At 29.6% G+C, this 25,947-nt stretch carries 18 protein-coding genes, 1 tRNA gene and 1 pseudogene; 6 read left to right on the top strand and 14 right to left on the bottom strand.

Going from position 1 to position 25,947, the window contains the following annotated elements; genetic code table 11:
* Window positions 1-10: 10 nt before the first annotated feature.
* The 3 genes and pseudogenes from N5A56_RS03520 to N5A56_RS03510 form a co-directional block, all read right to left on the bottom strand.
* Entirely contained in the window at window positions 11-706 is a 696-nt protein-coding gene (locus N5A56_RS03520) for a hypothetical protein (RefSeq protein ID WP_265726358.1), read from the bottom strand.
* Between the two features lie 535 nt (window positions 707-1,241).
* Complete coding sequence (locus tag N5A56_RS03515) at window positions 1,242-2,267, bottom strand: M56 family metallopeptidase (RefSeq protein WP_274270183.1); 1,026 nt, start codon at window positions 2,265-2,267, stop codon at window positions 1,242-1,244.
* Window positions 2,264-2,634, bottom strand: a pseudogene (locus N5A56_RS03510) (BlaI/MecI/CopY family transcriptional regulator). Before N5A56_RS03510 ends, N5A56_RS03515 begins: the two are co-directional and overlap by 4 nt.
* Before the next feature lie 103 nt (window positions 2,635-2,737).
* Here N5A56_RS03510 and N5A56_RS03505 point away from each other — a divergent pair.
* Window positions 2,738-3,364: a peptidylprolyl isomerase gene (locus N5A56_RS03505; protein ID WP_265726361.1), complete on the top strand. Its 627-nt coding sequence runs from the start codon at window positions 2,738-2,740 to the stop codon at window positions 3,362-3,364.
* A gap of 70 nt (window positions 3,365-3,434) precedes the next feature.
* Here the strand turns inward: N5A56_RS03505 and N5A56_RS03500 are convergent, their stop codons facing one another.
* Window positions 3,435-4,613 (bottom strand): OmpA family protein, encoded by a 1,179-nt coding sequence (locus N5A56_RS03500; RefSeq protein WP_265726362.1) that lies wholly within the window; start codon window positions 4,611-4,613, stop codon window positions 3,435-3,437.
* A 154-nt stretch (window positions 4,614-4,767) separates the two neighbouring features.
* Window positions 4,768-6,162, bottom strand: a complete 1,395-nt coding sequence (locus N5A56_RS03495) for a dipeptidase (protein ID WP_265726363.1) — start codon at window positions 6,160-6,162, stop codon at window positions 4,768-4,770.
* A 92-nt stretch (window positions 6,163-6,254) separates the two neighbouring features.
* Here N5A56_RS03495 and N5A56_RS03490 point away from each other — a divergent pair.
* Window positions 6,255-6,336 (top strand) — tRNA-Leu (locus tag N5A56_RS03490).
* A 107-nt stretch (window positions 6,337-6,443) separates the two neighbouring features.
* Here the strand turns inward: N5A56_RS03490 and N5A56_RS03485 are convergent.
* The 3 genes from N5A56_RS03485 to N5A56_RS03475 all read right to left on the bottom strand — a co-directional run bounded on the left by N5A56_RS03485 (window position 6,444) and on the right by N5A56_RS03475 (window position 8,305).
* A complete protein-coding gene (locus tag N5A56_RS03485; protein WP_420793184.1) occupies window positions 6,444-7,379 on the bottom strand; it encodes an ISAon1 family transposase in 936 nt (311 codons plus the stop codon).
* A 43-nt stretch (window positions 7,380-7,422) separates the two neighbouring features.
* On the bottom strand, window positions 7,423-7,770 hold the full coding sequence (locus N5A56_RS03480) for an ISAon1 family transposase N-terminal region protein (protein WP_265725062.1): 348 nt from the start codon (window positions 7,768-7,770) through the stop codon (window positions 7,423-7,425).
* Window positions 7,771-7,972: 202 nt separating this feature from the next.
* A complete protein-coding gene (locus N5A56_RS03475) occupies window positions 7,973-8,305 on the bottom strand; it encodes an Lrp/AsnC family transcriptional regulator (RefSeq protein ID WP_274270182.1) in 333 nt (110 codons plus the stop codon).
* A gap of 169 nt (window positions 8,306-8,474) precedes the next feature.
* On the opposite strand from N5A56_RS03475, the gene N5A56_RS03470 reads away from it, so the two are divergent.
* From N5A56_RS03470 to N5A56_RS03455, 4 genes are all read left to right on the top strand, one after another.
* Window positions 8,475-9,455: an NAD-dependent epimerase/dehydratase family protein gene (locus N5A56_RS03470; RefSeq protein ID WP_265726365.1), complete on the top strand. Its 981-nt coding sequence runs from the start codon at window positions 8,475-8,477 to the stop codon at window positions 9,453-9,455.
* Entirely contained in the window at window positions 9,440-10,627 is a 1,188-nt protein-coding gene (gene kbl / locus N5A56_RS03465) for a glycine C-acetyltransferase (protein WP_265726366.1), read from the top strand. Before N5A56_RS03470 ends, kbl begins: the two co-directional genes overlap by 16 nt.
* Window positions 10,628-10,777: 150 nt before the next feature.
* Window positions 10,778-12,403, top strand: coding sequence for a tetratricopeptide repeat protein (locus N5A56_RS03460; RefSeq protein WP_265726367.1), 1,626 nt, complete (start codon window positions 10,778-10,780; stop codon window positions 12,401-12,403).
* Window positions 12,404-12,435: 32 nt separating this feature from the next.
* Complete coding sequence (locus N5A56_RS03455) at window positions 12,436-12,603, top strand: hypothetical protein (RefSeq protein WP_265726368.1); 168 nt, start codon at window positions 12,436-12,438, stop codon at window positions 12,601-12,603.
* A gap of 35 nt (window positions 12,604-12,638) precedes the next feature.
* On the opposite strand, the gene N5A56_RS03450 is transcribed toward N5A56_RS03455, so the two are convergent.
* From N5A56_RS03450 to N5A56_RS03425, 6 genes are all read right to left on the bottom strand, one after another.
* Window positions 12,639-14,174 carry a basic secretory protein-like protein gene (locus N5A56_RS03450; protein ID WP_265726369.1) on the bottom strand — a complete coding sequence of 512 codons (1,536 nt, stop codon included), beginning with the start codon at window positions 14,172-14,174 and terminating at the stop codon, window positions 12,639-12,641.
* A gap of 8 nt (window positions 14,175-14,182) precedes the next feature.
* A complete protein-coding gene (locus N5A56_RS03445) occupies window positions 14,183-17,128 on the bottom strand; it encodes a GH92 family glycosyl hydrolase (protein ID WP_265726370.1) in 2,946 nt (981 codons plus the stop codon).
* Window positions 17,129-17,154: 26 nt separating this feature from the next.
* Window positions 17,155-19,485, bottom strand: coding sequence for a GH92 family glycosyl hydrolase (locus N5A56_RS03440; protein WP_265726371.1), 2,331 nt, complete (start codon window positions 19,483-19,485; stop codon window positions 17,155-17,157).
* Between the two features lie 4 nt (window positions 19,486-19,489).
* Window positions 19,490-20,806 carry a sugar MFS transporter gene (locus N5A56_RS03435; protein WP_265726372.1) on the bottom strand — a complete coding sequence of 439 codons (1,317 nt, stop codon included), beginning with the start codon at window positions 20,804-20,806 and terminating at the stop codon, window positions 19,490-19,492.
* A 111-nt stretch (window positions 20,807-20,917) separates the two neighbouring features.
* On the bottom strand, window positions 20,918-22,600 hold the full coding sequence (locus tag N5A56_RS03430; RefSeq protein ID WP_265726373.1) for a RagB/SusD family nutrient uptake outer membrane protein: 1,683 nt from the start codon (window positions 22,598-22,600) through the stop codon (window positions 20,918-20,920).
* Window positions 22,601-22,610: 10 nt separating this feature from the next.
* Window positions 22,611-25,772 (bottom strand): SusC/RagA family TonB-linked outer membrane protein, encoded by a 3,162-nt coding sequence (locus tag N5A56_RS03425; RefSeq protein ID WP_265726374.1) that lies wholly within the window; start codon window positions 25,770-25,772, stop codon window positions 22,611-22,613.
* Window positions 25,773-25,947 lie beyond the last annotated feature (175 nt).

Genomic DNA, 25,947 nt, shown 5'->3' with positions numbered 1-25,947 from the left:
TAACAAAAAATTAATTTTTTCTAGGTGGTGGAGGTGGAGGTAAATTATTACCCATTCTTTTTTTCCATTCATTATAAGCTTTTCTTGCTTCTATAATTTGTTCTTTTGTTGCATTTGGTACTGGAGGTGGAGGAGGAAGCAATAACTTATCTTCTTCAGTTAACTCATTTCTTTTTTTATACCAAATTTTATCTCCTTTTCTTAACCTTACATATGGCTTTACAGGGTTTTCTGGATAAGGAACTTTATTTTTATCAACTCTAGGCATTCTAAAATACATTCCTCCTAAATCAGAAAATTCTCTATCAATTTCTTTTTTATGGTTTTCAGATTTAAATACATAATGTATTCCTTTTCCTTTTAGATTTTCAAATATTTTGTGTTTCTTCTTATATTCTTTTACAATATCAAGATTTGCTAATTTTCCATTTTTATAATATCTTGCTACTCTCTCATCTTTATCAAAAGTGTAATAATATTTTTGCCCATCAATTGTAATAAACCAATTTTTATTAAATTTAGGTTTTTGTTTTAATGCTTTTTTACTTGGTAAATAACATTCAGGAAAAGGTTCAGCTTTTATTTTCTCCTCTTTAGAAAGTTTTTTATATAGAGATTCTAGTCTGTTTAAGTCCCTTAATTTTATGATTCTTTTTTCAATAGGAATTTGATTGTATTTATTTGCTAGAAAATTATAATTAATCAATACTGAATCTTTTCCTAAGAATGTTAATTCTAAATTATTAACATCTTGAAGTTTTTCTCTAATATCTACTAATTCTTTTTTTGGATTAAATGGGATACTTTGTTTAGAACCTTTGCTGCTAGGTGAATTGTATTTTTTATTGTTCTTTTTTTCTCTTTTGTAGGTGGTATTATAACCTCAATTTCTTTAATATTATATTTCTTTTTTAAAAACTCATTAAACTTTTTAAATTCCTTTTCATTTTCAGCTTTAAAATGTTTGTGAGTAGATAAATGTGCTTGGTAATTTTGAGGAAAACGTTTACTTCTTGCATTTTTATATACAAAACTTACAAAATGACTTGAAAAATCAGATGCTTTGTAATTTTTTAAAACATCGTTTTTGACTACTTTTCCATCAATCCAGATGGCATATTTTTTACCATCTTTTAGTTGCTCAATTAACTTTTGAGTCGGTATTTTCTTTTTAGACTTTAATACTGGACGAGGAATTAATCTTTTCTTTTCTTCTTCTGTTAATTCACTATATTTTTTTGTTATTTTTTTCCATTTTTATCTTTGCTAGTTATAAATATATTTTGATAGAAATATTCTTTGTAGATTTCTGATTTATAAAAATCTTCTTTTTTAAATGAAACATCTTCTACAATTTCTTCAATAGGTTCTTCTTTAATTTCTTGTTTTTCTTGTGCTTCAACTCTTTCTGCAAAGAGGAAAATAAATCCTGCTAATAACGGAATTACCGCCAGTTTTTTTAACAAGATTTTTGTTGGTGAACTTTGTGTTGTCATCATTGTTAATCTTTTTTTTGTGAGTGAATAATTCAAATTACTGGCCAAGTAATATTCGTTGTTCCAAGTAGCTTTATTCAATAATAAATGCTGGTATTGGAATGTGTTTTTATATTGATTGATAACTGTGTCATCAGCTAAAAATTCATGATTTAATTGTATAGCTTTTTTAATGAAAATAAATAGTGGGTTTATCCAAAAAATTGCTTGTAAAAATTCTATTAATAATACATCTAAAGTGTGTTTTTGAGTAACGTGTGTTAACTCATGTGTAAACAATTCTTGCTCAATTTTTTTATTTTCATAATCGTCTTTATTGATAAAAATATAATTCCAAAAAGTATGAGGTAAAATTTTATCATCAACTAAAACTAGTTTTGCTTTTTGATGACCAATTGTTTTGTAGGTTCTTGTTTTTCTTATAATTTTAAATAAGTTGAATCCAAAACGAAATAATAAAACAAGTGAAATAAAACTGTAAATGTAAATTGCTATTTGAGTATAATTTATTGGGTTTTCTTGAATAATATTTACTGAATTATCTGTAAAAATAGGATTGGAAAATGTTTGAGCAACTTCATTTGTAATAGGTTCTACTTGGATTTTTTCATAAGTTGTTATAGTAGCAAGAGGAATTAAAAAAGAGGCAATAACACCTACTAATAAGTAAAAACGATTAAAGCTATGCATCTTTTCTTTTTCTAAAACCAAATGATAGAAAAATAACAACAATGCTAAACAAGCAGTAGATTTTAAAAGATATGTTATCATTTTGATTGTTTTTTTATTTGATTATCAATTACTTTTTTTAAAGCTTCTAATTCTTCTGTAGAAAGGTTGGTTTCTTTGGTAAAGAAAGATGCAAACTGACTAGCAGAATCGTTAAAAAGTTCTTTATCAATCCATTTACATGATTGGAAAAATAATCTGTTTTTTTAACCAAAGGGTAATATTCTCTAGATTTACCAAAGAGTTTATAATCTATAAAGCCTTTCCCAGAAATCCTTTTAAGTAAAGTTGCAACTGTAGTAGTTGCTGGTTTTGGCTCTGGAAAATCTTCTAATAAATCTTTTAAAAATGCTTTTTTACGTTTCCATAAATATTGCATTAATTGTTCTTCTGATTTAGATAATTGCATTGTTTTATTTTTTACTCTACAAACATAGAATAAAAAAATGAATTCTACAAATGTAGAGTTAAAGATTAGTTACATTTGTTTAAAATTAATTAGCAAACTAATTATGAGAAAAATATTTTTATTATTGAGTTTAGTAGTTTTTGCTTCTTGTGCTTCTAGTAAGTTTAAAGAAAAATGGTTAAAAGTTAAATCGCCAAATACATTTAAAGCTAGGTTTGAAACTACAAAAGGAAATTTTGATATTGTAGCCCATAGGGCTTGGTCTCCAAATGGTGTAGATAGGTTATACCAGATGATTAAAAATGGATATTATGAAGATGTTGCCATTTTTAGAGTAGTACCAAATTTTGTTGCACAGTTTGGTATTCATAATGATAGTCTTATTAATAAAAGTTGGAAAAAAGGTATAATTGATGAGCCTGTTTTAGCTAAAAATGATACAATGACTATTTCTTTTGCAAGAGGTGGAGTGAATACAAGATCTAATCAAATTTTCATCAATTTAAAAAATAATAAAAGATTAAATACCTTAAAGTATTCTGGTGTTACTGGTTTTCCTGTAGTTGCAAAAGTAATTGCTGGTAAAGAAAATGTATTTAAATTTTATAGTGGTTATGGAGATAAACTAGGGTATAAACAAGACTCTATTAATAAATTTGGAAACAGTTTTTTAAGAGAAAAATTTCCAAAGGTAGATTATATAGTTAAAGCCTACATAATTAAAAATTAAGAATAATTTATATAAAAAAACGATCAATAAATATTTATTGATCGTTTTTTTATAAGTTTATTTTAAAGTATTATTGAATTCTAAATGTAACTTTTCTAGCAAATTGTCTAGCATTTTCAGTTACACTTTTATCTTCTCCACCACCTGTGTAAGAAAGTTTGCTTGCACTAATACCAGAAGCAACTAAGATGTTAAAAATACTTTTTGCTCTTCTTCTAGATAAAGATAAGTTTCTATTTTCATCTCCTGTTTCATCTGCATAACCAATTAATAAAGCCGATACATTAGGATTGTCTTTCATAAATTGAATTAAGTAATTTAAAGAATTTAAAGAACCTTTTTGAACCTTTGTCTTATTAACATCAAAATATACATTTATATATCCGCTATTTAATAGTTGTTTAATAAAATCTACATTAGAATTAGAAACAACGTCTGCATATCTGTTAGTAACAACTTCTCCTTTTTTAGCATATCTATTGTCTAGTTCAGAAACCAATTCAACTTTATTTATTTCTGTTTTCTTAACTTTTAATGCCGCAATCTCATTTTCTGCAGTTTTTAAACGTTTTTTAATATCATCTAATTCATTGTCTACAATTACTTCTTCATCTTTTAAGAAATCTGCATTTTCTGCATTTTTACCTAGAGAAATATTAACACCGATAGATGTATTAAAAATATTAGCACTTATTTCTCTTTCTTTAGTATTGGTCGCTCCATTAAAAGTAAAGTTTTGATAATCATGAAATAGGGCAGAAGCATCTAAAAACAAAGATATACGATTAGATAACTTAAATTGTGGAGTAAAACCTACCATAAAATTAAGTAAAGGTTCTCCACCAGTTTCAACAGGCTTTATAGTTCTTAAGCTAGATAAACCCATACCTCCATGAAATAAAAGGTTAAATCTATTTGTCCAACTACTAAACTTTAAAAGGTTTCCTGCATTTACAACCCCCTCTAAAGTAGCTCTGTAATAATTAGCTCTAAATGGCAAACTATTTTTGCCTTCCTTAAATTCATTATAACCTAAGTCTAAACGCAGTCCAAATTTTTCATTAAACATATGCCTTACACCTATATTTGCTTGCCCAAAACTTAAAGCTCCTGTTTCGTAACCAGGAGATAAAGGGTTTATAATTTCATGAACACCAACACCAAAGTCTACAGACCATTTATTATATTCTTGAGCATTTAATTGTATTATAAAGCAAAATAAAATTGCTCCAAAAAAGAAATTCTTCATGTTTAATATTTTTAATCTATTACAAATTTATAACTATTTTTTTATAATTGTTCTACAATTATTTCAATTGTATAGATATTAAGTTAAAACCTATGTTTTAAGAGTTAAGTAAAAAAATAATTTCAACTATTTTTTTACTTTATAAATGTTTTACTTATTTATCTAAATGCATTTTTGTGAAATATTTATAGAAATATGGTATAGTTTCAATACCTTTTAAATAGTTCCAAATACCAAAATGTTCGTTTGGCGAGTGTATTGCATCTGAATCTAAACCAAAACCCATTAATATAGTTTTACTTTTTAATTCCTGTTCAAACAAAGCAACAATTGGAATACTACCTCCACTTCTTTGAGGTATTGGAGTTTTACCAAAACTAGTTTCGTAAGCTTTACTGGCAGCCTTATAAGCTATATTATCTATAGGCGTTACATAACCTTGCCCACCGTGATGAGGGGTAACTTTTACAGTTACAGATTTTGGCGCAATACTTTCAAAATGTTTTTTAAACAAATCTGTAATATTTTTCCAATTTTGATTTGGAACTAAGCGCATAGATATTTTAGCAAAGGCTTTACTTGCAATTACAGTTTTTGCACCTTCTCCTGTATAACCTCCCCAAATTCCGTTTACATCTAAAGTAGGTCTAATCGAATTACGTTCGTTTGTAGTATATCCTTTTTCTCCATGAACGGCATTAATTTTTAAAGCACCTTTATATTTATCTAGAGAAAAAGGAGCTTTACTCATCTCTTTTCTTTCTTCTTTTGATAATTCTTCTACATTATCATAAAATCCAGGAATAGTGATGTGATTATCTTCATCGTGAAGAGAGGCTATCATTTTGGTTAATATATTAATAGGGTTTGCAACGGCACCTCCATATAAACCAGAATGTAAATCTCTATTAGGACCGGTAATTTCAACTTCGACATAACTTAAACCACGTAAACCTGTTGTAATAGAAGGAATGTCGTTTGCTATCATTCCTGTGTCAGAAATTAAAATTACATCATTTGCAAGTTTTTCTTTGTTTTTTGGTACAAACCATGCTAAACTTTCCGATCCAACTTCTTCTTCTCCTTCAATCATAAACTTTACGTTACAAGGTAAATTTCCTGTTGAAGTCATATACTCTAGGGCCTTTACATGCATATACATTTGCCCTTTATCATCACAAGCTCCTCTTGCAAATATGGCTCCTTCTGGATGAATGTCTGTATTTTTAATTACAGGTTCAAAAGGAGGAGATGTCCAAAGTTCTATAGGATCTGCAGGCTGAACATCATAATGTCCATAAACTAAAACTGTTGGCAGTTTAGAATCAATAATTTTTTCACCATAAATAATAGGATAACCTGGAGTTTCGCACATTTCAACGTTATCACAACCAGCTTTTTTAAGACTAGATAAAACAAAGTCTGCAGTTAATAAAACGTCTTTTTTGTAGGCAGAATCTGCACTTACTGAAGGTATTTTAAGTAATTCTATTAATTCGTTTAAAAAACGTTTTTTATTGTCTTGTATGTATGTTTGAATAGTATTCATTAATATAATTTTATAATCTTTATCAAAAATAGAAAAATAATAATGAACTGCTTTGTAGTTTCTGATGATTGTTTATATTTGCAAACCCAAATGCAGGCGTGGTGGAATTGGTAGACACGCTAGACTTAGGATCTAGTGCCGCGAGGTGTGAGAGTTCGAGTCTCTCCGCCTGTACAGATAAAAACCTCAAAACACTTATTTTTAGTGGTTTGAGGTTTTTTAATTTTTATTAATCACCTTTTTAATTATGGATCAACACAAAAAGTTGTGGGATTTAGGAATCATGCATAAATATTTGAGAGTCTAAAAAGGAAAAACTCTATATTTCTAATGCCTCTAAATTGCGTTCTAAAAGCTTTAATTTTTGCATTAAAAGATTCCGCCGAAGCATTTGTGCTTCTATTATCAAAATAGTTTAGTATGTTTTTATAATGTATAGACATTGTTCTAGAGATGCTATTAAAACTTTTAAACTGTGCTTGTCTGACTTTTTCACCCCATTTAGCAAGTCTTATTAAGGCGTAAGTTTTATCTTTTGTTTGATTATATATCCATGATAAATTTTGGCATAATCTGTATGCTTTTTCTATATCAGGATATTGTTCAAAAAGTATTTTAGCTCTATCAGATTGATTTTGAGTCCATTTATTTGTCGATTTGTATAGTAAATATCTGCTTCTTGCTAATAATTGTTTCAAAGTGTCTCCATTTGATAATAATTTTGGTGTATATTTCAAAGATTGATTTCTTGCTTTTTCTATAGCATCATTTTCTGTATCTATAGCATCCCAACGATGTTTAATCCTAATTTCTTGTAAAGCGTCCAAAGCTAATTTTTGCACATGAAACCTATCTATAACTAAAGCAGCTTGTGGGAATGACTTTTTAACAATTAGCCCCATATTTCCAGCCATATCTAAGGTTACTTCGGTTACCTTTTGTCTTTCTATTAAAGCTATTTTTTGAAGTATTTTTATAACTGTTTCTGCCTTAGTTCCTTTAATCATAGCAATTAAAGCACCTTTCTTGCCTTTCGCATTTTTATTGGTAACAATAGTGTATAAGTCTCCATTTGAAAAAGCAGTTTCATCTATTGAAATATATTTTCCAATATTTTTTGGAAACAATAGCCATTGTTTAGCATGTGATTTTTGATTCCATTGTTTAAAATCACTTAAATGATCCTTATATTGTCTTTGCAGGTTTCTTGAATTCACTCCGTAAAAGTTCGCTATAATTGTAGTACTGCTAGGATTGTTACTAACTGATATCTTTTAAAAAAGTAGCAAACTCACTAGTGATTCTAGTGCCTTTTGCTACTAATTGCCAATCTCGAGTAATGACTTTCTTTGTAGATTCATTTAGCCAACGTCGTCTTATTATGTGTAAGTAAACATTCTTACCACGTATAGGAAAATCTTGAACAGTAGCTTCTGGAAAAAAGCCTTTAGAGCTTAACTTAACTGCTTTATATTCTATTGGAACATTATTTAGTTCTGTGAAATAAAAATGAAGCTCATCTTGTTTAATCTCGTGTTTTGTGAGTTTAAAATTATCAACAAGAACTTCTGGCAATAATAATTTAGCAATATCTAATAGTCTACTCAAAATGAATCTAATTTAGAAAAACAAAGTTCTTCTTTTTTTGAATGCTCCACAACTTTTTGTGTTGATTCTTAATTATTCTATAAAATACTCTGTAGTAGAGAATATTTCTTTTAGAACAAAATAACTTTCTAAAACACCTATATTTTCAATTTTAGATAATTTTAATCGCACAAACTCATGATACTCATCCAAACTGCTTAAATTAATTTTTAAAAAAATCTACCTTACCAGCCATGTGATAACATTCTTGCACCTCTTTTAATCCTTTAATTTGTTTATCAAACTTATCTATAAATCCTTCATTATGATATCTTAAAGAAACCATACAAATAGCAGTAATGGGTATATTTATAAGCTTTTTATTTAGAAGAGCAACATACTTTTTTATATATCCACGTTTTTCCAATCTTCTAACGCGCTCATACACTGGTGATGGAGTTAAATTAAGTATCTCTGCTACTTCTTTTGTTGTTTTTTTAGAATCCTTTTGAAAAATCCTTAAAATATTCAAATCTATTTCGTCTAGCTTTTCCATATAAAGATAAAATTACTTTTTAATAAGTACGCAGATACTCATTTTAGTTTTTATTATTTAAATAACCTTAAATTAAAGATAAAAATACTTATTTTTTAATTAAATAAAGCGTAATTAACTTTTTAATTAATCAAATACTTAATTTTATCCTTTCAAAATATTATTAAAAATGAAAAATGAAGTTATTTTAATAACTGGCTCTAGTGGTCAATTAGGTACTGTTTTAACAGAAAAATTACAAGAAAAATACGGGAACGAAAATATTATTGCTACAGATTTAAGAAAAAACCCAACATTTAATGGCGTTTTTGAAGCATTAGATGTTACAGATTTTGAAGCTATAAAAGCAATAGTAGTAAAACATAAAATTACTCAAATTTACCATTTAGCAGCAATTTTATCTGCAAACGGAGAGAAAAATCCTTTAGGTACTTGGGACATAAATATGAAAACTTTTTTTAACGTTTTAGAAATTTCTAAAACTTATAAAATAAATAAAGTTTTTTTTCCTAGTTCTATTGCTGTCTTTGGCAATAACATAGAACGCTCAAACACCCCTCAATCTTCTAACTTAACACCTTCTACTGTATACGGAATTAGTAAAGCTGCTGGTGAAAATTGGGGAAAATATTATTTTGACAAATACGGATTAGATGTTCGCTCTTTAAGATACCCAGGTGTAATTGGCTATCAATCTTTACCTGGCGGCGGCACAACAGATTATGCTGTAGACATCTTTCATAAAGCAGTTAATAATGAAGATTTTGACTGTTTTTTAAATGCTGAAACAGAACTACCAATGATCTATATGGATGATGCTATAAGAGCAACACTAGAATTAATGGAAGCTCCAAAAGAAAAAATAACCGTAAGAACATCTTATAATATTTCTGGCTTAAGCTTTACCCCTTATCAATTATCTGAAGCTATTAAAAAAAATTACCCCGCTTTTAGAATAAGTTACACGCCAGATTTTAGACAAGAAATTGCTAGTTCTTGGCCAATGAGTATAGACGATTCTGAAGCAAAACAAGACTGGAACTGGAAACCTGCATTTAATATAGAATCTATGACAGAAATTATGTTAAAAAATTTAGAACTTAAATATAAAAAAACTAATAACCTACTAATAGCATGTACAGTAACATAAAAAACGATTTAATAGAAGAATTAGATGTAATAAAATCTAATGGTCTATATAAAAACGAACGTATAATAACCTCTAAACAAGGCGCAAACATAAACACAACCACCCAAAACGAGGTACTTAATTTCTGCGCAAATAACTATTTAGGTCTTGCCTCAAACCCGGATGTTATAGAAGCTGGTATTAATGCCATTAAAACTCATGGTTTTGGTCTTTCTTCTGTAAGGTTTATTTGTGGTACACAAGATATTCATAAAGAACTAGAACAGAAAACTGCTGCATTTTTAGGTATGGAAGATTGCATTTTATACGCTGCAGCTTTTGATGCAAATGGCGGTTTATTTGAACCGCTACTTACTGCGGAAGATGCCGTTATTTCTGATGCTTTAAACCATGCTTCTATTATTGATGGTATTCGTCTTTGCAAGGCAAAAAGATTTAGATACGACCATAATAATATGAAAGACCTAGAAGAACAGTTAAAACAAGCTACCTCATCTAGACGTAGGTTAATTGTTACTGATGGTTCTTTTTCTATGGATGGTACAATTGCTCAATTAGATAAAATTTGTGATTTAGCAGACAAATATGATGCTTTAGTAATGATTGATGAATGCCACTCTACAGGTTTTATTGGAGCAACTGGTAGAGGTGTGCATGAATACCATAATGTAATGGACAGAGTAGATATTATTACAGGAACTTATGGCAAAGCTTTAGGTGGCGCTTCTGGTGGTTTTACAGCAGCCAAAAAAGAGATAGTTGCTATATTAAGACAGAATTCGCGTCCATATTTATTTTCGAATACTCTAGCTCCGGCAATTGTTGGTGCAACCATAAAAGTATTAAATAAAATAACAAAATCTACAGATTTAAGAGACAAGCTAGAACAAAATACCAAACACTTTAGAACTGAAATGACCTCTGCTGGTTTTAACATTGTTAAAGGCACACACCCAATTGTACCAATAATGCTTTATGATGCTAAAATTGCACAAGAATTTGCAAAACTGTTACTAGATGAAGGTATTTACGTAATTGGTTTTTTCTTTCCTGTTGTACCTAAAGGAAAAGCAAGAATTAGAGTACAACTATCTGCAGCACATTCTAAAGAGCACATAGAAAAAGCTATTAATGCTTTTGTAAAAGTTGGGAAAAAGTTAGAGGTTATTTAACCTTTTTCATCAAAAAAATAGAACTTAATTAATGATCAATATATTGATTATTAATTAAGTTTGTATTATTACTCTAATTATAAAATCGGTCTTAAATTGAACTCTTTTTTTAAAATATTAATACTATTACTTTCTTTTCAAAGTGGTTTGATGCTTAATGCACAAACCACTAGAAACGATTCAATACAAAACTATTTTAAACAAATAGAGGCATCCATAGATCTAACACACAACTTAAAAAGAGCTGCCAATATTGAAGATATTTTACTTAAAAAAGTTAAACTAACTAAAAAAAATGAAAAAGCAAACACGCTATTAGAGCTCTATAAATTTTACAAATACAAAAATTCTAATGTTGCAAGTAAATATAATAATGACGCTCTAGAGTATTCTAAAAGCATTTGCTTTAACAAAGGGGTTTTAAAAGCACAATATAACAATGCTTATTTATTATTTGTAAATGGTAATTTTGATACATCTACAGATTTATTAAATAAAATTGACAGCTCAAAAAATCACACTCAATTCCCAAATATAAATTCTGATATTAAATGCTTAAAATCCTTAATACATTCAGAGCGGGGCGAATATGATATAGCTCTAGATTTAGCACTAAAGTTATTAGATTTAGGTGAAAAAGAAAGAAATGATTATATTTTAATGAAAGCTCATGGAGCATTATTACATTACTATATAAGAAACGAGAATTATTCAAAAGCACTAAATCACTGTTTAAAAGGATTAGATTATACCCTTAAAATTAAGGAAACACAATATTTACATTTTAAAGTTGATGAGATTGCAAGAATTTTATTTCATTTAGGAGATACTGCCGGAGCTTTAGAAACTTACAATTTTTTCTTAAAACTAGAGCAAAAAACGGTTCCTCCTGGAGATTATATACAGAGCATTGTTTACATGAACATGTCTGATATTTATACTTCAATTGATAAATTTAAAGAAGCTCAAAACTACATTTCAAAGGCATTAACTTTAAATTACAAAAACAATTTTAAATTTAGAATACCTAGAGCTTTAATTTTACAAGCTAACATCTATTTAAAAGAAAAAAACATTACCAAAGCTATAGAATTTTACGAAAAAAGTTTAACTGCTGCTGAAGAAATTAATGCTTTTGATGTTGTACAATCTACAAGTAAAACTCTAGGAGATTTATATAAAACCATAGGAGATTCTTCTAAATCTTTCGAATATATGGCGCTTCATAATTCTATAAAAGATTCTCATTTTACTAATGAGAAAGAGCAAAAAATTGTTATTCTAGAGGCACAAAGAAAAATTAAAGAAATTACTCAAAAGCAAAAAATTTTATCTTTAGAAAATGAAGCTCAAAAAAATAAAATACAAACTATAATTAGTATTCTTGTTGGCCTTTTAAGTTTAAGTTTTATAATTTTATTTTCCTATTTAAAAGTTAAGAATAAAAACAAATTACTATACAATAGATCTTTAGAACTGGCTAAAATTCAGTTAGAAATGCGCAATAAAATAATTGCATTAGAGAGCACAGCACCTATTGTTAAAGAAAATAACAAAGAAGATGATGCAGTTTTAGAAAAAGCAAATACTAGTAATACTATAGATGAAAATGTAAAAAACATTATTCTAAATAAGTTAAACAAACTAGAAAAAGAACTCTTCTTTTTAGATAAAAACTGTACTTTAAGAGATATTGCACAGCAGCTTAAAACAAATCCAAAATATTTATCTCAAGTTATTAATCAAGAAAAAAATCTAATTTTAGCAATTATATAAACGAATTAAGGATAAATCATTTATTAGTTAGGTTGATTAATGAAAAAGATTTTAGAGAAAGTAAATTGGGATATATAGCCGTTTGTGCAGGATATAATAATTTAAATACTTTTAATGCTGCTTTTAAGAAAAGGCAAGGAATATTACCTTCTTATTTTATAAAAAAGTTAATTCAAGAATCAGAAATGGAATTGGTTTAAGATTTCTTAAACCAATTCCATTTTTTTAAATTAGATTACATATTTGTCCAATCTAATCGTTTCTTTTTACTAGGCTTCTTTATTTTATTATATTCTTTTACATAGATTTCATATTCTTTCCATAATTCATCTACATCCTTATTTAATATTTCTTTAACGGCAGCCTTATAACTCCAAGGTTTTATTGTTTTTACAGAGGCATTAAATTTATAAGTAAAGTCATTATCATAAGTATCTACAATCCATTTTAAGAAAAACCCTGTAGCTGTATAACCAGAAAGGTATTTATGATTATCGGAACCTAAATCTGGATGTCTTGTTTTATGAAAACCTGCGTTTATACGCACCAAGTCTGCTTCACCTTCTAAAAAGGCAAAATAATCATACCCTCTTTTATATTGATTATCTATAGTAGAAGGGCTAAATTGATACCCATGAGTTAATTCATGCCAAAGCACACCATATAATTCATATTTTACAGCTTCATCAGATTGGTTTTTTAATGCATTCTGAATGTATTTGGTACTAAACCATAATTCCATTGCAACGGCATTACCTCCTCTAGCTGCTAAAACATCACTCCAATTAAATGTAAAATTTACTTTTCCAAAATCTGGAACTTCAGATATGTTACGGTATAATTGTTTACAAACTCCTAAAGTAACTTCATTAATTGCTTTTTTAAAATCTGGAATTACAGAAATAGCTCTTTTATAACCTTCGGAAATAGTATCTGTAGGCGTTAGTGTAATTTTAGGATAATAAAATCCTTCCCACGGATTTTCTGGATCGTATACTTTAATATTTCTTTTTAAAGATAAGGTATCTACACCAAACTTACTACTTGTTATTAAGGTAACATTATGGTTTCCTGGAGTTTTAAAAACAACACTTGGGTTTTGTAAATTACTTGTTGCTGGTGTTCCATTTTCAAAAATCCACTGCCAAGAATCTGGAGCATTTGCAGATATATCTTGAAACTGAATTGTATCATTTACTTTAGCTCTACTTAAGTTTGATGTAAATTCTGAAATAGGCTCATTTGTTAAAGCCACCAATTCAATTTCTGCAATTTGTAAATAATCATCGCCATAAACAGAAGTTTTCGAGTGTTCTAAATCTAATTTATAAAAAGAATAAGATGTATTATTACTTTCTAATAAATAACTATTAGTTACACCTCTTTTGTTAAATTTCTGATTGCTCTGTCTATCTAAAATCTCCCAAGAAACGCCATTTAAAGAACCACTTAACGTCCAATTTTTAGGATCTCTACCAGGAGCATCGTTAGCAGAAGTAATTGCATACTTTTTTAAAACAGATTCGGTCTTATTTTCTATAGTTATTGTATTGTTTGGGTTAGCCACCAAAAATTTGGTGTTTTTATCAGCATCAAACACTTTAGCTATTCCTTCCGTTTTACTAAAAACGGGTTGTTTACTTTTAAAAATAGTTTGCTTACCTACTATGTTTTTATACCCTTGCTTAAAAGGATTTATATTTTGTTTTTTAGTATTACAACTTGTGATAACAATAATACATAAACTTAAAAATAAAATATTATTTTTCATTATTTCTCTTATTTTTTTCGATAAAATGATATTGCAGGAATTTCTTGTCTTTTAAAATTTGATCCTTTCCAAAATACATTTAACCCTATGTTATCTGAACATTGAAAATATTTAACCTCAAATTTATGAAGCCCTTTGGATAAAATGATATCATTTTTTTGAGTAAAACTGAAAGATTTTCTTCCATCACTTTCAAATAATTCATTACTATCTATTAAAAGTTGAGCACCATCATTTGCAGATATTTCAAAATTATAAGTACCAGATTCTGGAATATCTATATAACCTGTAAAATCAAAACCAATCCATTCATCTCTAATTTTTTTAGAAATTTCAACAGTATTTACAACACCTGTTTCTATAGGTTGTTCTCTAGAAAAATCATAAACAGATCTAAAAATACCTTCATAATAACCATAGTTAAGCCCGTTTACTAACTGATTTCTATTAATATTCTTAACAGGTTTTTGTTTTTCTAGGTTGTAAACAGCTGTATAACTAGGGGCTATTTTATTATGATATGCTTTAACCTTTAAAATCGTAGTTTTATTAATATTAAATGGTTTGGTAAATTTTTTACTAGTTTGGTTTGGTTCAGAACCATCTGTTGTATAAAAAATTTCTGTATTGGTAGTTTCACAATCTAAATCTACAGTCATAGAATTTAAAAAGACTTTATCATCAGATTTTAAAAATGGAATTTTAACCGTCTTTTGCGTGTCAGACAATGGCCAAAATTCTTTATTTGTTGCCCATTCTTTATTTGGTACATTCGTCATTTCAAAAACCAATTCTCCTCCTTTTAAAATATCTTCGTGTTTTAAATATGAATATGGATATGCTTTTCCGTTTAATGTTAAAGAAGAAAAATAAATATTTTCTTTTGAAGCATTATTTGCTTTAATTGTGAATTTTTTTCCATTATCTAAATCCAGAACAGCTTCTTTAAAACTTGGACTTGCAATAACATAATTAGGGCTTCCTGGTGTTACAGAATAAAAACCTAAACTACTTAATACATACCAGGCAGACATTTGACCAGCATCATCATTCCCACACAAACCATCTGCTTCAGAAGAGTATAATTTATTTAAAATTTCATGAACTTTTTCTTGAGTTTTCCATGGCTTACCTACATAATTATACAAATAAGCTATGTGATGACTTGGTTCATTACCATGAGCATATTGCCCAATTAAACCAGAAACATCAGAATCTTCTTCTTCCTCATCGGCGTGTGCATTAAACAAGTTGTCTAACCATTCATCAAAATGTTTTTCACCACCAACTAATTCTACCATTGTTGCAATATCATGCGGCACAAATAAGCTGTATTGGTAAGAATTGCCTTCAGTAAAATTAAAATTATAAGTTTGTCCTACAGAGGTTGGATCAAAATTTTCATACCATTTTCTGTCTGAATATCTTGGACGCATAAAATTGGTTTCTTTGTCGAATAAATTTTCAAAAAAACGGGCTCTTTTAGAAAACTCATCATACATTTCAGTATTACCAATAGCTTTCGCCATTTGTGCAATGCACCAATCATCATAAGCATATTCTAGTGTTTTAGAAACAGATTGACTACTTTTATTTGTTGGTACAAATCCTAATTCTGTATAATAATTAATACCTCTTTTATTTACGTTTGCACTTGCAACCATTGCTTCTAACACCTTATTAGCATCTACATCTGTTATGCCTTTTACATACGCATCTGCCATTACAGAAACTGCATGGTAACCAATCATACATCTTGTATCATTTGCTGCCAATTCCCACATTGGCAATTCTCCAAATTGTTCGTATTTTTTTTGAAGTGTTACTACAATATCTCTTGTAACTTTTGGCTCTACAATTGTTAATAAAGGGTGAAGCCCTCTAAAAGTATCCCAAAGTGAAAAAACTGTATAATTATTAAAACCATTTGCGGTATGAACAGCATCATCCATACCTCTATATTTACCATCTACATCACTATATAAATTTGGCGTTAAAAGGCTATGGTACAATGAAGTGTAAAATATTTCCTTTTTATCTTCGTTATTATCTGTTACTTGTATTTTACTTAACGATTTTTGCCAAGTTTCTCTAGCTTGCTCTTTTGTTTTATCAAAATCCCAATTTGCAAACTCTGCTTCTAAATTCTTTTTAGCACCTTCTATACTAACCGCAGAAAGAGCAACTTGCACTAAAACCTCACTATTTGAAGCATTAAAATTTAAAGCCGCAATTATTTTTTTATTGTTAAACTTTACACCAACGGAATCTACCGATTCTCCATTAAGAATTTCATAAGAAATAAAAGGTTTAGAGAATTTAGCAACAAAATATTGTCTTTGATTTCCTGCCCATGCTTTAGATCTTCTGTACCCAGAAATTTCGGTTTTACTAATAATATTAAATTCTGCTTCAATAACAGGATCTCTGTGCTCTAGATCTATTATAATATGAGCTGCATCTGTTTTTGGAAACGTATAACGATGCATACCAGTTCTTAACGTTGTTGTTAGTTCTGCTTTTACATTGTAATCATCCAATAAAACACTATAGTAACCAGGCGAAGCCGTTTCGTTTTTATGACTAAATTTAGATCGGTATCCAGATTCTGTATTTTCAATAGTTCCGGTTTCTGTTTGAATTTTTCCTGTAGTTGGCATTAACAAAATATCGCCTAAATCTGGCACACCTGTACCCGATAAATGCGTATGTGTAAAACCAAAAATAGAAGTATCGGTATAGTCATAACCTGCACATGCTGGCCAACTGGTATGATCGTTTCTTGTATCTGGCCCTAATTGTACCATACCAAATGGTAAGGTTGGCCCAGGGTATGTATGTCCTGGTGCTTTTGTACCAATAAAAACATTTACATAATCTACAGGAGTCTTTACTGTGTTTTCTGAACATGCTATTATTAAAATAGCTGAAAGAAATATGAAAATTCTTTTCATAATGAATCGTTTTTTAATAATAATTTTTAGTTACTCCAAAGCTTACTAGGCTTATCTCCTAAATAAAAAGTTAACGTACCTCCTTTTTCAATATCATTATGATTTAATATTGGTGATGAAATTTCTTTGCCGTTTAAAGTTGCTTTTTGAATGTAAACATTCTCTTTACTTTGGTTTTCAGTTTTTATGGTAAAGGTTTTACCACTTTCTAAATTTATAACAGCTTCCTTTACCAAAGGACTACCAATTGCATAATCTGCAGAACCTGGAGTAACAGGATAAAAACCTAAAGAACTAAAAATGTACCAAGCACTCATTTGTCCGGCATCATCATTACCGCATAAACCCTCTACTGTTGGCGCATACATGGTATCCATAATCATACGAACACGTGCTTGTGTTTTCTCTGGTCTGCCTGTCCAATTATATAAATATGGTATGTGATGACCTGGCTCATTACCATGTACATAATTCCCTATAATTCCGTCTCTTGTAATATCTTCATGATTTTCTATATACTTGTCTGCAATTTCCATAGTAAATAAAGAATCTAATTGTGTTGTAAAACGTTCTTTACCGCCCATCATACTTACCATTTTGTCAATATTTTGAGGTACATACAATCCATAATTCCAAGCATTTCCTTCAATAAAACCTTGCCCATGTGTGTCCATTGGGTCAAAGTTTTTTCTAAAAGTTCCGTCTGATAATTTTGGACGCATAAAACCAATTGATGGGTCGTACACGTTTTTATAATATTCAGATCGTTTTGTAAACACATCTTCTACAGTAGTATTGTTTACTTCTTTAGCCATTTGTGCAATACACCAGTCATTATAAGCATACTCTAATGTTTTAGAAACAGAAGAACTACTTTTATCATCTGGTACATATTTATAATCTATATAATCTCCTAAACCAGCAAAATATCTAACATTTGCAGTAGCTACAGAAGCATTTAATGCACGCTTATAATCAAAATCTCCAACATTTTTAGCCATAGCATCTGCAATTACAGAAGTTGCATGGTAACCAATCATACACCAATTTTCATTTGCATAATGAGACCAAATTGGCAACATGTTATGTACATTTTGTTCTTGGTGTGCTAACATACTTTTTATCATATCATTATTTCGTTTTGGTTGTGTAATATTGAATAAAGGGTGTAGTGCCCTATAAGTATCCCAAAGCGAAAAAATAGTGTAATTAGTAAACCCATCTGAAGTATAAATATTTTGATCTAAACCTCTATATTGCCCATCTACATCTTCATAAATTATAGGTGATAGGTTTGTATGATACATGGCTGTATAGAAATTAGTTTTATCTCCTTCAGTTAAAGTGGTAACTTCTATTTTAGACAATTCTTTGTTCCACTTCCTTTTGGTTTCTTCTCTTGTTTTATTAAAGTTCCAATGCGGTATTTCTGCTTTTAAATTTTTTAACGCTCCATTTGTACTTACTGGTGAAAGCGCAAATTTAATATTGATTTTTTCACCTTCTTCTGTATCAAAATTAAAATAAGCTCTTATATCTTTACCAGCCATTTCTGGGAAATTTTTATCTTGTTTAAATCTACGATAAAAGCCATCATATTTAATTTCATCATATTTTTTATGCCCGTAGCTTTTAAAAGGTTTAGAAAATTGCATTGCAAAAAACACTTTTTTGGTTCTTGCCCAACCCTTTGTTTGCCTGTAACCTGTAATTAAAGTATCATTTTCTACGCGGATAAATGTCCAAACATTTTTGTTATCATGATGATACACATTATACACCAAATCTAAAATAACATGTGCATCATTAGATTTTGGAAAAGTATATTGATGAAAACCAACACGCTCACTAGCAGTTAATTCTGCCTTAATACCATAACTATCTAAATCTACCTTGTAATACCCTGGTGAGGCTTCTTCTTTATTATGAGAAAAAGTAGAGTAAAAGCCTTTTTTATTCTCTTTAGTTTCTAAAGGATCTAACACCAAATCTCCAGTAGTTGGCATTACCAAGAAATCTCCTAAATCTGCATGCCCTGTTCCACTAAAATTTGTGTGTGCAAAACCTACAATTGTAGAATCTTTGTGCTGGTAACCTGCACAATATTCATACGTTTCTGCATTGTATCTTCCTTTATCGTCAAACATAACCTCAAAATTGGTTTGCGGACTTAATTGCACCATACCAAACGGTGCTGTTGCTCCAGGAAAAACATGCCCCATTTTACTAGTGCCTATAAATGGATTTACATATTGCGTATAATCTTTTTTTGAAGTGTTAAATTCTTCTTTGTTTCCTTCTTTTGAAGTTTCATTTTTACAACTAAAAAGGATTCCTACTAAAAGGATAAGTGACATTTTTTTAAACATATAAAATTGTTTTTTTAGAGTTTTTATACCCATACCATAAAATATAAGCGTAACAAATAATAACAAATACCAAAGCTGCTTTAAAACCTATAATATCTGTAAAATACCCATAAAGAGGCGGAATAATTGCACCACCAACTATAGCTGTACATAACAAACCAGATGCTTTTGGCTTTAATTCTCCAATACCCTTTATAGCTAATGTAAATATTGTAGGAAACATAATTGAATTAAATAACCCAACAGCCAAAATACTCCACATACTTAATAAACCTGTAGTACTAATTGAGATTAAAATTAACGTGATAGCAATACTTGCAAAAATACCCAATACTTTTCCTGGTTTCATTATTTTGGTTAAATAAGATCCTACAAACCTACCAACCATAGCTCCAGACCAATAAAACACAACAAATACACCTACAATTGCTTTGTTATCATTATTGGCAAGACCAGAGTTTAGTAGGCCTTCTGCAATAGATCTCATCAATTCATTTTCTTTAATAATGGCTACAAGATTCATATCTAAAAAGTAGTTTACTAAATAGCTTCCAATAGCTACTTCTGCTCCAACATAAAACAAAATGGCTAAAACACCTTGCATAAGATTCTTTTGTTTAAAAGCATCTGTATAGGTACCTTCTATTGTTGTTTCTTTAATTAGTTTTGGTAATTTAGCAAAAAGAAAAACGACCGCTATTGCAATGGTAAATAAAGCCAAACCAAGAAAAGGAGTTTGCACAGCCAAAGCTTCGGATGTAAAATAACTCTCTTTTGCAGTTTCTGTAAGTCCAGAAATTTCATCTTTTGTTTTTATTTTATCACTTAAAATAAATAAAGCTCCAATTAAAGGTGCTATTGCTGCTCCTAAAGAATTAAAGGCTTGTGATAAATTCAATCTACTAGAAGCACCATCTTCAGATCCTAAAATAGCAACGTAAGGATTTGCTGCTACTTGCAAAATTGTCATACCACCAGCTAAAATAAAATAAGCTAACATAAAAACACCAAACACACGATAAGAAGCTGCTGGGTAAAAAAGTAAACAGCCCAATGCCATAGTAACTAATCCTAAAATAATACCTTTTTTATAACCAATTTTAGATAGCATATAACTTGCAGGAATGGAGAGTAAGAAATAAGCTCCGAAAAATGCAAATTGCACCATACCAGCTTGAAAATAAGTTAAGGTAAACAATTCTCTTAAACGAGGAATTAAAGAATCTACTAATACTGTTATAAACCCCCAAAGAAAAAATAAAGTAGTTAATAAGATAAAAGAAGTGCGATAAGTTTTTTGTTGCTTCATAAATAGTTTATAGTATTTTTTTAGTTAAATTTAATAGAAAAAATGAAAGGCAATACTTATAGATATTGCCCTTCATAATTCAAATTAACTCAAATCAAAATCATTTTTATATTAATATCCAGAATTTTGTTTTAAAACATTATCTGAAGAATTGATTGCATCTAATGGAATAGGGTAGTACTCATTTTTACCATTAGCAAAAGCCGCTCCGCTTAAGTATACACGTTTCGTTTGCTCCTCTGTTATGTAGTTGTTAAGAACATCTTTAGCAATACCCCAACGAACTAAATCAAAAAATCTATGCCCTTCTGAAGCTAATTCTAATCTACGCTCAAAACGAACCGCTTTTACTGCATACTCTTTTGATGGAAAAGAAGTGTATTCTTTAATTACATAATTAGCAGCGTCATTTCCATTAGCATCTTTTACAAAACCATTTGGGTTTGCAGCACGTCTTCTTATTTGGTTTACAAGGTTTTTTGCTAAATCTAACTCGTTATTTTCTGCATGTATTTCTGCTCTCCATAGTAAGACATCAGAATATCTAATTAATGGAGTGTTAATAGCATTAAAAGCACCAGAAGTGGAAGATGATATTGTACCTTCTTGAGATTTTAAATACTCATGTTTTTTACCAACATATGGACCTCCGTTACCTTGGTCTCTTGTCCATCTCATTCCTGGCATATTTCCCCATCCTAAATATTCTATTCCTCTTCTACCAACAGTCCAATCTAATCTTGGGTCTAAAGTACCAGTGTAAGGTGTAAATGGATCGCTAGAAGGTATTCCTTGATCATTTTTTACATCAACATCATTAAAAGTATCTAACAATGGTAGGCCATTTGCATCTGTTTTATAAGCGTTTACCAAATTTTGAGTAGGTTGAAAAAAACCACAACATCCACCACCAGGAGCATCTGATGCATAAGGATGATTTAATCTGTTTCCAGCATTACCATTCCAAACTCCATCTCCACCATCGTTTACTGAATTTTGAACAGCAAATATAGATTCTGAATTGTTGTTTTTATCACCATTAAAATTATCATGGTAATTAGAAACTAAAGCATAAGGACCATTATTTATTACATCATCTAAAACTGGTTTAGCACTAGCTAAATCTTTTTGAAACATGTGAGCTTTTGCTAAATATGATTTAGCCACCCATGAGGTTGGTCTTCCTTTATCGTCCTGAAAATTTGGTAAATTATCAATTGCAAATAATAAATCTTCTTCGATATTAACCCAGGAGTCTACTTCGTTAGAAGGTACCTCTGTTGTTGTTTCTATAATGTATGGAATATTATTCCATATTTTTTTAGCATCCATGTGGTAATGAGCTCTTAAGAACTTTGCTTCTGCAACTAAAACATTTATTTTACTAGCAGATGCACCTTGCTCTAAAGCAGTTTCTGCAGAGCGTAATGTTTGGTTACATTTATTAATACCATCATAAATACTATTCCACTTTCTACTTAAATAGATGTTTGTAGTACCTGGTGTATAACGCTCTACATCATTAAGTGGTGGCTGATCTCCACTACTTGATCCTTTATAAAAATCATCTGAAGCAACATCTCCTAATGCCCAATTGGAAGCAGGTGCCCAAAAATAATTTGGATGACCATCTAACATTGCATATGCACTAATTAGTTGCTGTCCAACCCAAACTTCATCTTGAGGGATAACACCTTCTGTAAGTGATCCTTGCGGGTTAATATCTAATTCTTTATCACACGAAGTAATTGTAAAAGCACTTACAATTAATGCTGTTAATAATATTTTTTTCATGTTTTTTATTTTAAAGTGTTAAATTAATTCCTAATAATACTGTTTTTGATACTGGATATGCTCCTCTATCAACCCCAATATCTAAGTTTGTACTACCGCCACCACCGTAGTTTTGTAGGTTAATTTCTGGATCTAAACCAGAATACTTAGTCCAAGTAATTAAGTTTTTACCTTGTAAGAATACTCTTAAACTTCCTAAACCTAATCTAGAAGCTATATTTTCTGGTAAATTATAACCTAATTGAATGTTTTTAAGTCTTAAGTAAGATCCATCTTCTACATAATAGCTACTTGCACTAGAATAATGTTGTGCAGGGTTGTTAGTTAATTTTGGTAAAGATGAGCTTGTATTGGTTTGGCTCCAAGAGTTAAGGTACCTTTCACTTTTTCCTCCAGGGAAACTATTGAAGTCTGTAAAGAATTTAGTAAAGTTATATACATCATTCCCTTGGCTACCTTGTAAGAATAAAGATAAATCGAAGCTTTTATAATCCAATCCTAAATTTATACCATAAGTAAATTCTGGGTGAGGGTTACCAATATAAGTTCTATCAGCATCATCAATTATCCCGTCAGAGTTTATATCTCTATATTTAAATGTACCAATACCTTTTCCTGAAAAATCTGCAGAAGCATCTAATTCTGCTTGGTTTTGAATAATACCATCTATAACAAAACCATGAAATTGTGCTAAAGCATAACCTTCTTGTGTTCTTGATGGATATGTTTCTCTAGCAGCATTACCCTCTATAAAGTAATCTGGATCATCGTTTAACCTTGTAATTTTATTTTTATAAGTAGAAATATTAGCAGAAGCATTAAAGTTTAATTCTTTTCCAATTGTACCATTATATCCAACAGAAAAGTCAAAACCTTTATTTTCCATTTCTCCAATATTACCATAAGGAGGGCTTGCTGTACCATTTAAAATTGGAACAGATTTTAGTTGTAATAACATGTCTTTTGTTTTAGAAATATAATATTCTAAACCAACTGTTAACTTGTTGTCTAAGAATGTTCCATCTAACCCAACGTTTAAGTTTGTAGAAGTTTCCCATCTAATATCAGGATTACCTAAAGATTGTAAATAATAACCAGCATCTACACTACTATTACTTCCTGAAACTGCGTAACTACTTTGAGTTTCATTATTTCCATAAAGATTTGCAGTTCTACCAGAACCAATACTCTCATTTCCATATTCACCGTATCCTGCTTTTAATTTTAAATCGTTTATAAAAGAGATGTCTTTCATAAATTCTTCATTTGATATTCTCCAAGCAACACTATATGCGGGGAATACACCATATCTGTTAGATTTACCAAATTTAGAAGAACCATCTCTTCTAAAAAGAGCAGAAGCTAAATATGTATCTTTATAGTTGTAGTCTAACTTACCAAAAATTGAAAATAATGCAGTTTTATCTCCAAAACCAAAGTTTGTTTGTGTACCTGTACCACCATTTAAATATCTGTAATCTAAATTATTTGTAAAAAATACAGATCTAGTAGCTCCAAATTGTTTAAATGAATTGTTTCTAAACTCAGTACCTAAAAGAGCATCAATTTTATGGTCTCCAATTTTTTTACGGTAGTTTAAAGTATTAAACCAAATTGTTTGCATAGAGTAAAAAGTATTTTCACTTAAACTATTTACTGCACTTGGTTCACTTACTTCTGGGTTAATAAATTCAAAACTAGAGCTATGGAATGCAGAGTAATCTATACCTACATTACTTTTAATAGTTAAATCATTTGTAATATCTAATTCGCCATAAAAACTACCTAAAGCTCTTAAAGTTCTTCCTACATTATCTTTACTTCTATTTGCATTTGCAACAGAGTTTACACCGTTTCCTAATCCAGAACTTTGTGTACCAGCATAATTACCTTCAATATCATATACTGGTAAAATTGGATCTGCTCTATATATGAAGGAAATATCACCACCAGTAGATTGGCTACCTGTATTGTTTACACTCTCAGAGTAAGTTAAGTTTAAAGTTTCTCCAAAACGTAAATTTTCTTTTACTTTAAATTCTGAACTTAAACTCAAGTTAAATCTATTAAAGTATGAGTTTAGAGTAATACCTTCTTGTTTTAAAGCTCCTAAACCTAAATGAAATTTTGATTTTTCTGAACCTCCAGATAAACCAATATTATAATTTTGAACTAAAGCAGGGTTAAAGTACTCGTCAAACCAGTTTGTACCAGCTTTATTTGCTTTTGTAATTTTGTTAGTTAATGGGTCATACGTACTTTCATCTGCTGTGTTTGCTCCGGTAGGAGTTAAATAATTAGGTAATACTGGCGCTGCTCCGTTTCCGTATTGAGGGTGAGAAGGTGCCGCTCCATCGTTTTCAAAACGTTTCCAAATTGTATTTGCTAATTGTTGGGGTGAAATAGATTTTGGAAAATCAGATTTAGAAACATAATCTATACCAGTAGTTGCACTAAAAGTCATTTTAGTTGCATTGTTGTACTTACCGTTTTTAGTAGTAATAATAATAACACCATTACTTGCTCCAACTCCATAAATAGACGCAGAAGCAGCGTCTTTTAAAACTTGAATAGATTCAATGTCGTTAGGATTAATTTGATTTAAACCAGACTTAGTTGGGTTACCATCTACAACATATAATGGGTCGTTATTGTTAATAGTTGCAAAACCTCTAATTCTAACCATAGCATTTCCTCCAGGACCACCTTGAGAACCAACTGTTACACCAGAAACTTGACCTTGTAATGATTGTTCTACGCTTACAGGAGATGTAGCGGCAACGTCATCCATTTTTACAACAGATACAGAACCAGTAATATTTCTAGTATTTTGTTTAGAATAACCTGTAATTACAACTTCGCCTAATTGATTAACATCCTCTAACATACTAACATTAACTATACTTTTGTTAGTAATTGTTACGTTTATAGATTGCATTCCTAAATAAGAAAACGTTAATACTTTACCAACAGAAATTTTAATAATATAGTTTCCATCAAAATCTGTTTGAGTTCCTTTTGTTGTATTTTTTTCAGTAATACTTACTCCTGGTAAAGGAGTACCTTCTTGATCTGTAACTGTACCTTTTACTATATTCTCTTGCGCAAAAATGGCATTTGATAACAGAAAAAAACATACTAATAATTGTAGTTTTTTTAAAGTGTTTTTCATAATTTAAATATTTAATTAATTGTTGTTTCTAATAAGCTAAAATTTGAAATTAGCTTTATTGCACAATCCATAAATAAGTTTCTATTAAACACCTTTTAGGTAATAATTAACATTTTAGTTAACCTATTGGCTTTTATTAATGAAGAAAGAGTCTTAAATTTGATTTGTTAAGTAT

It is taken from the genome of Polaribacter ponticola (genome assembly GCF_026191475.2).
Taxonomy (GTDB): Bacteria; Bacteroidota; Bacteroidia; order Flavobacteriales; family Flavobacteriaceae; genus Polaribacter; species Polaribacter ponticola.
The sequence above is the reverse complement of the archived record's forward strand: the minus strand, read 5'-3'. Positions and strand labels throughout refer to the sequence as shown.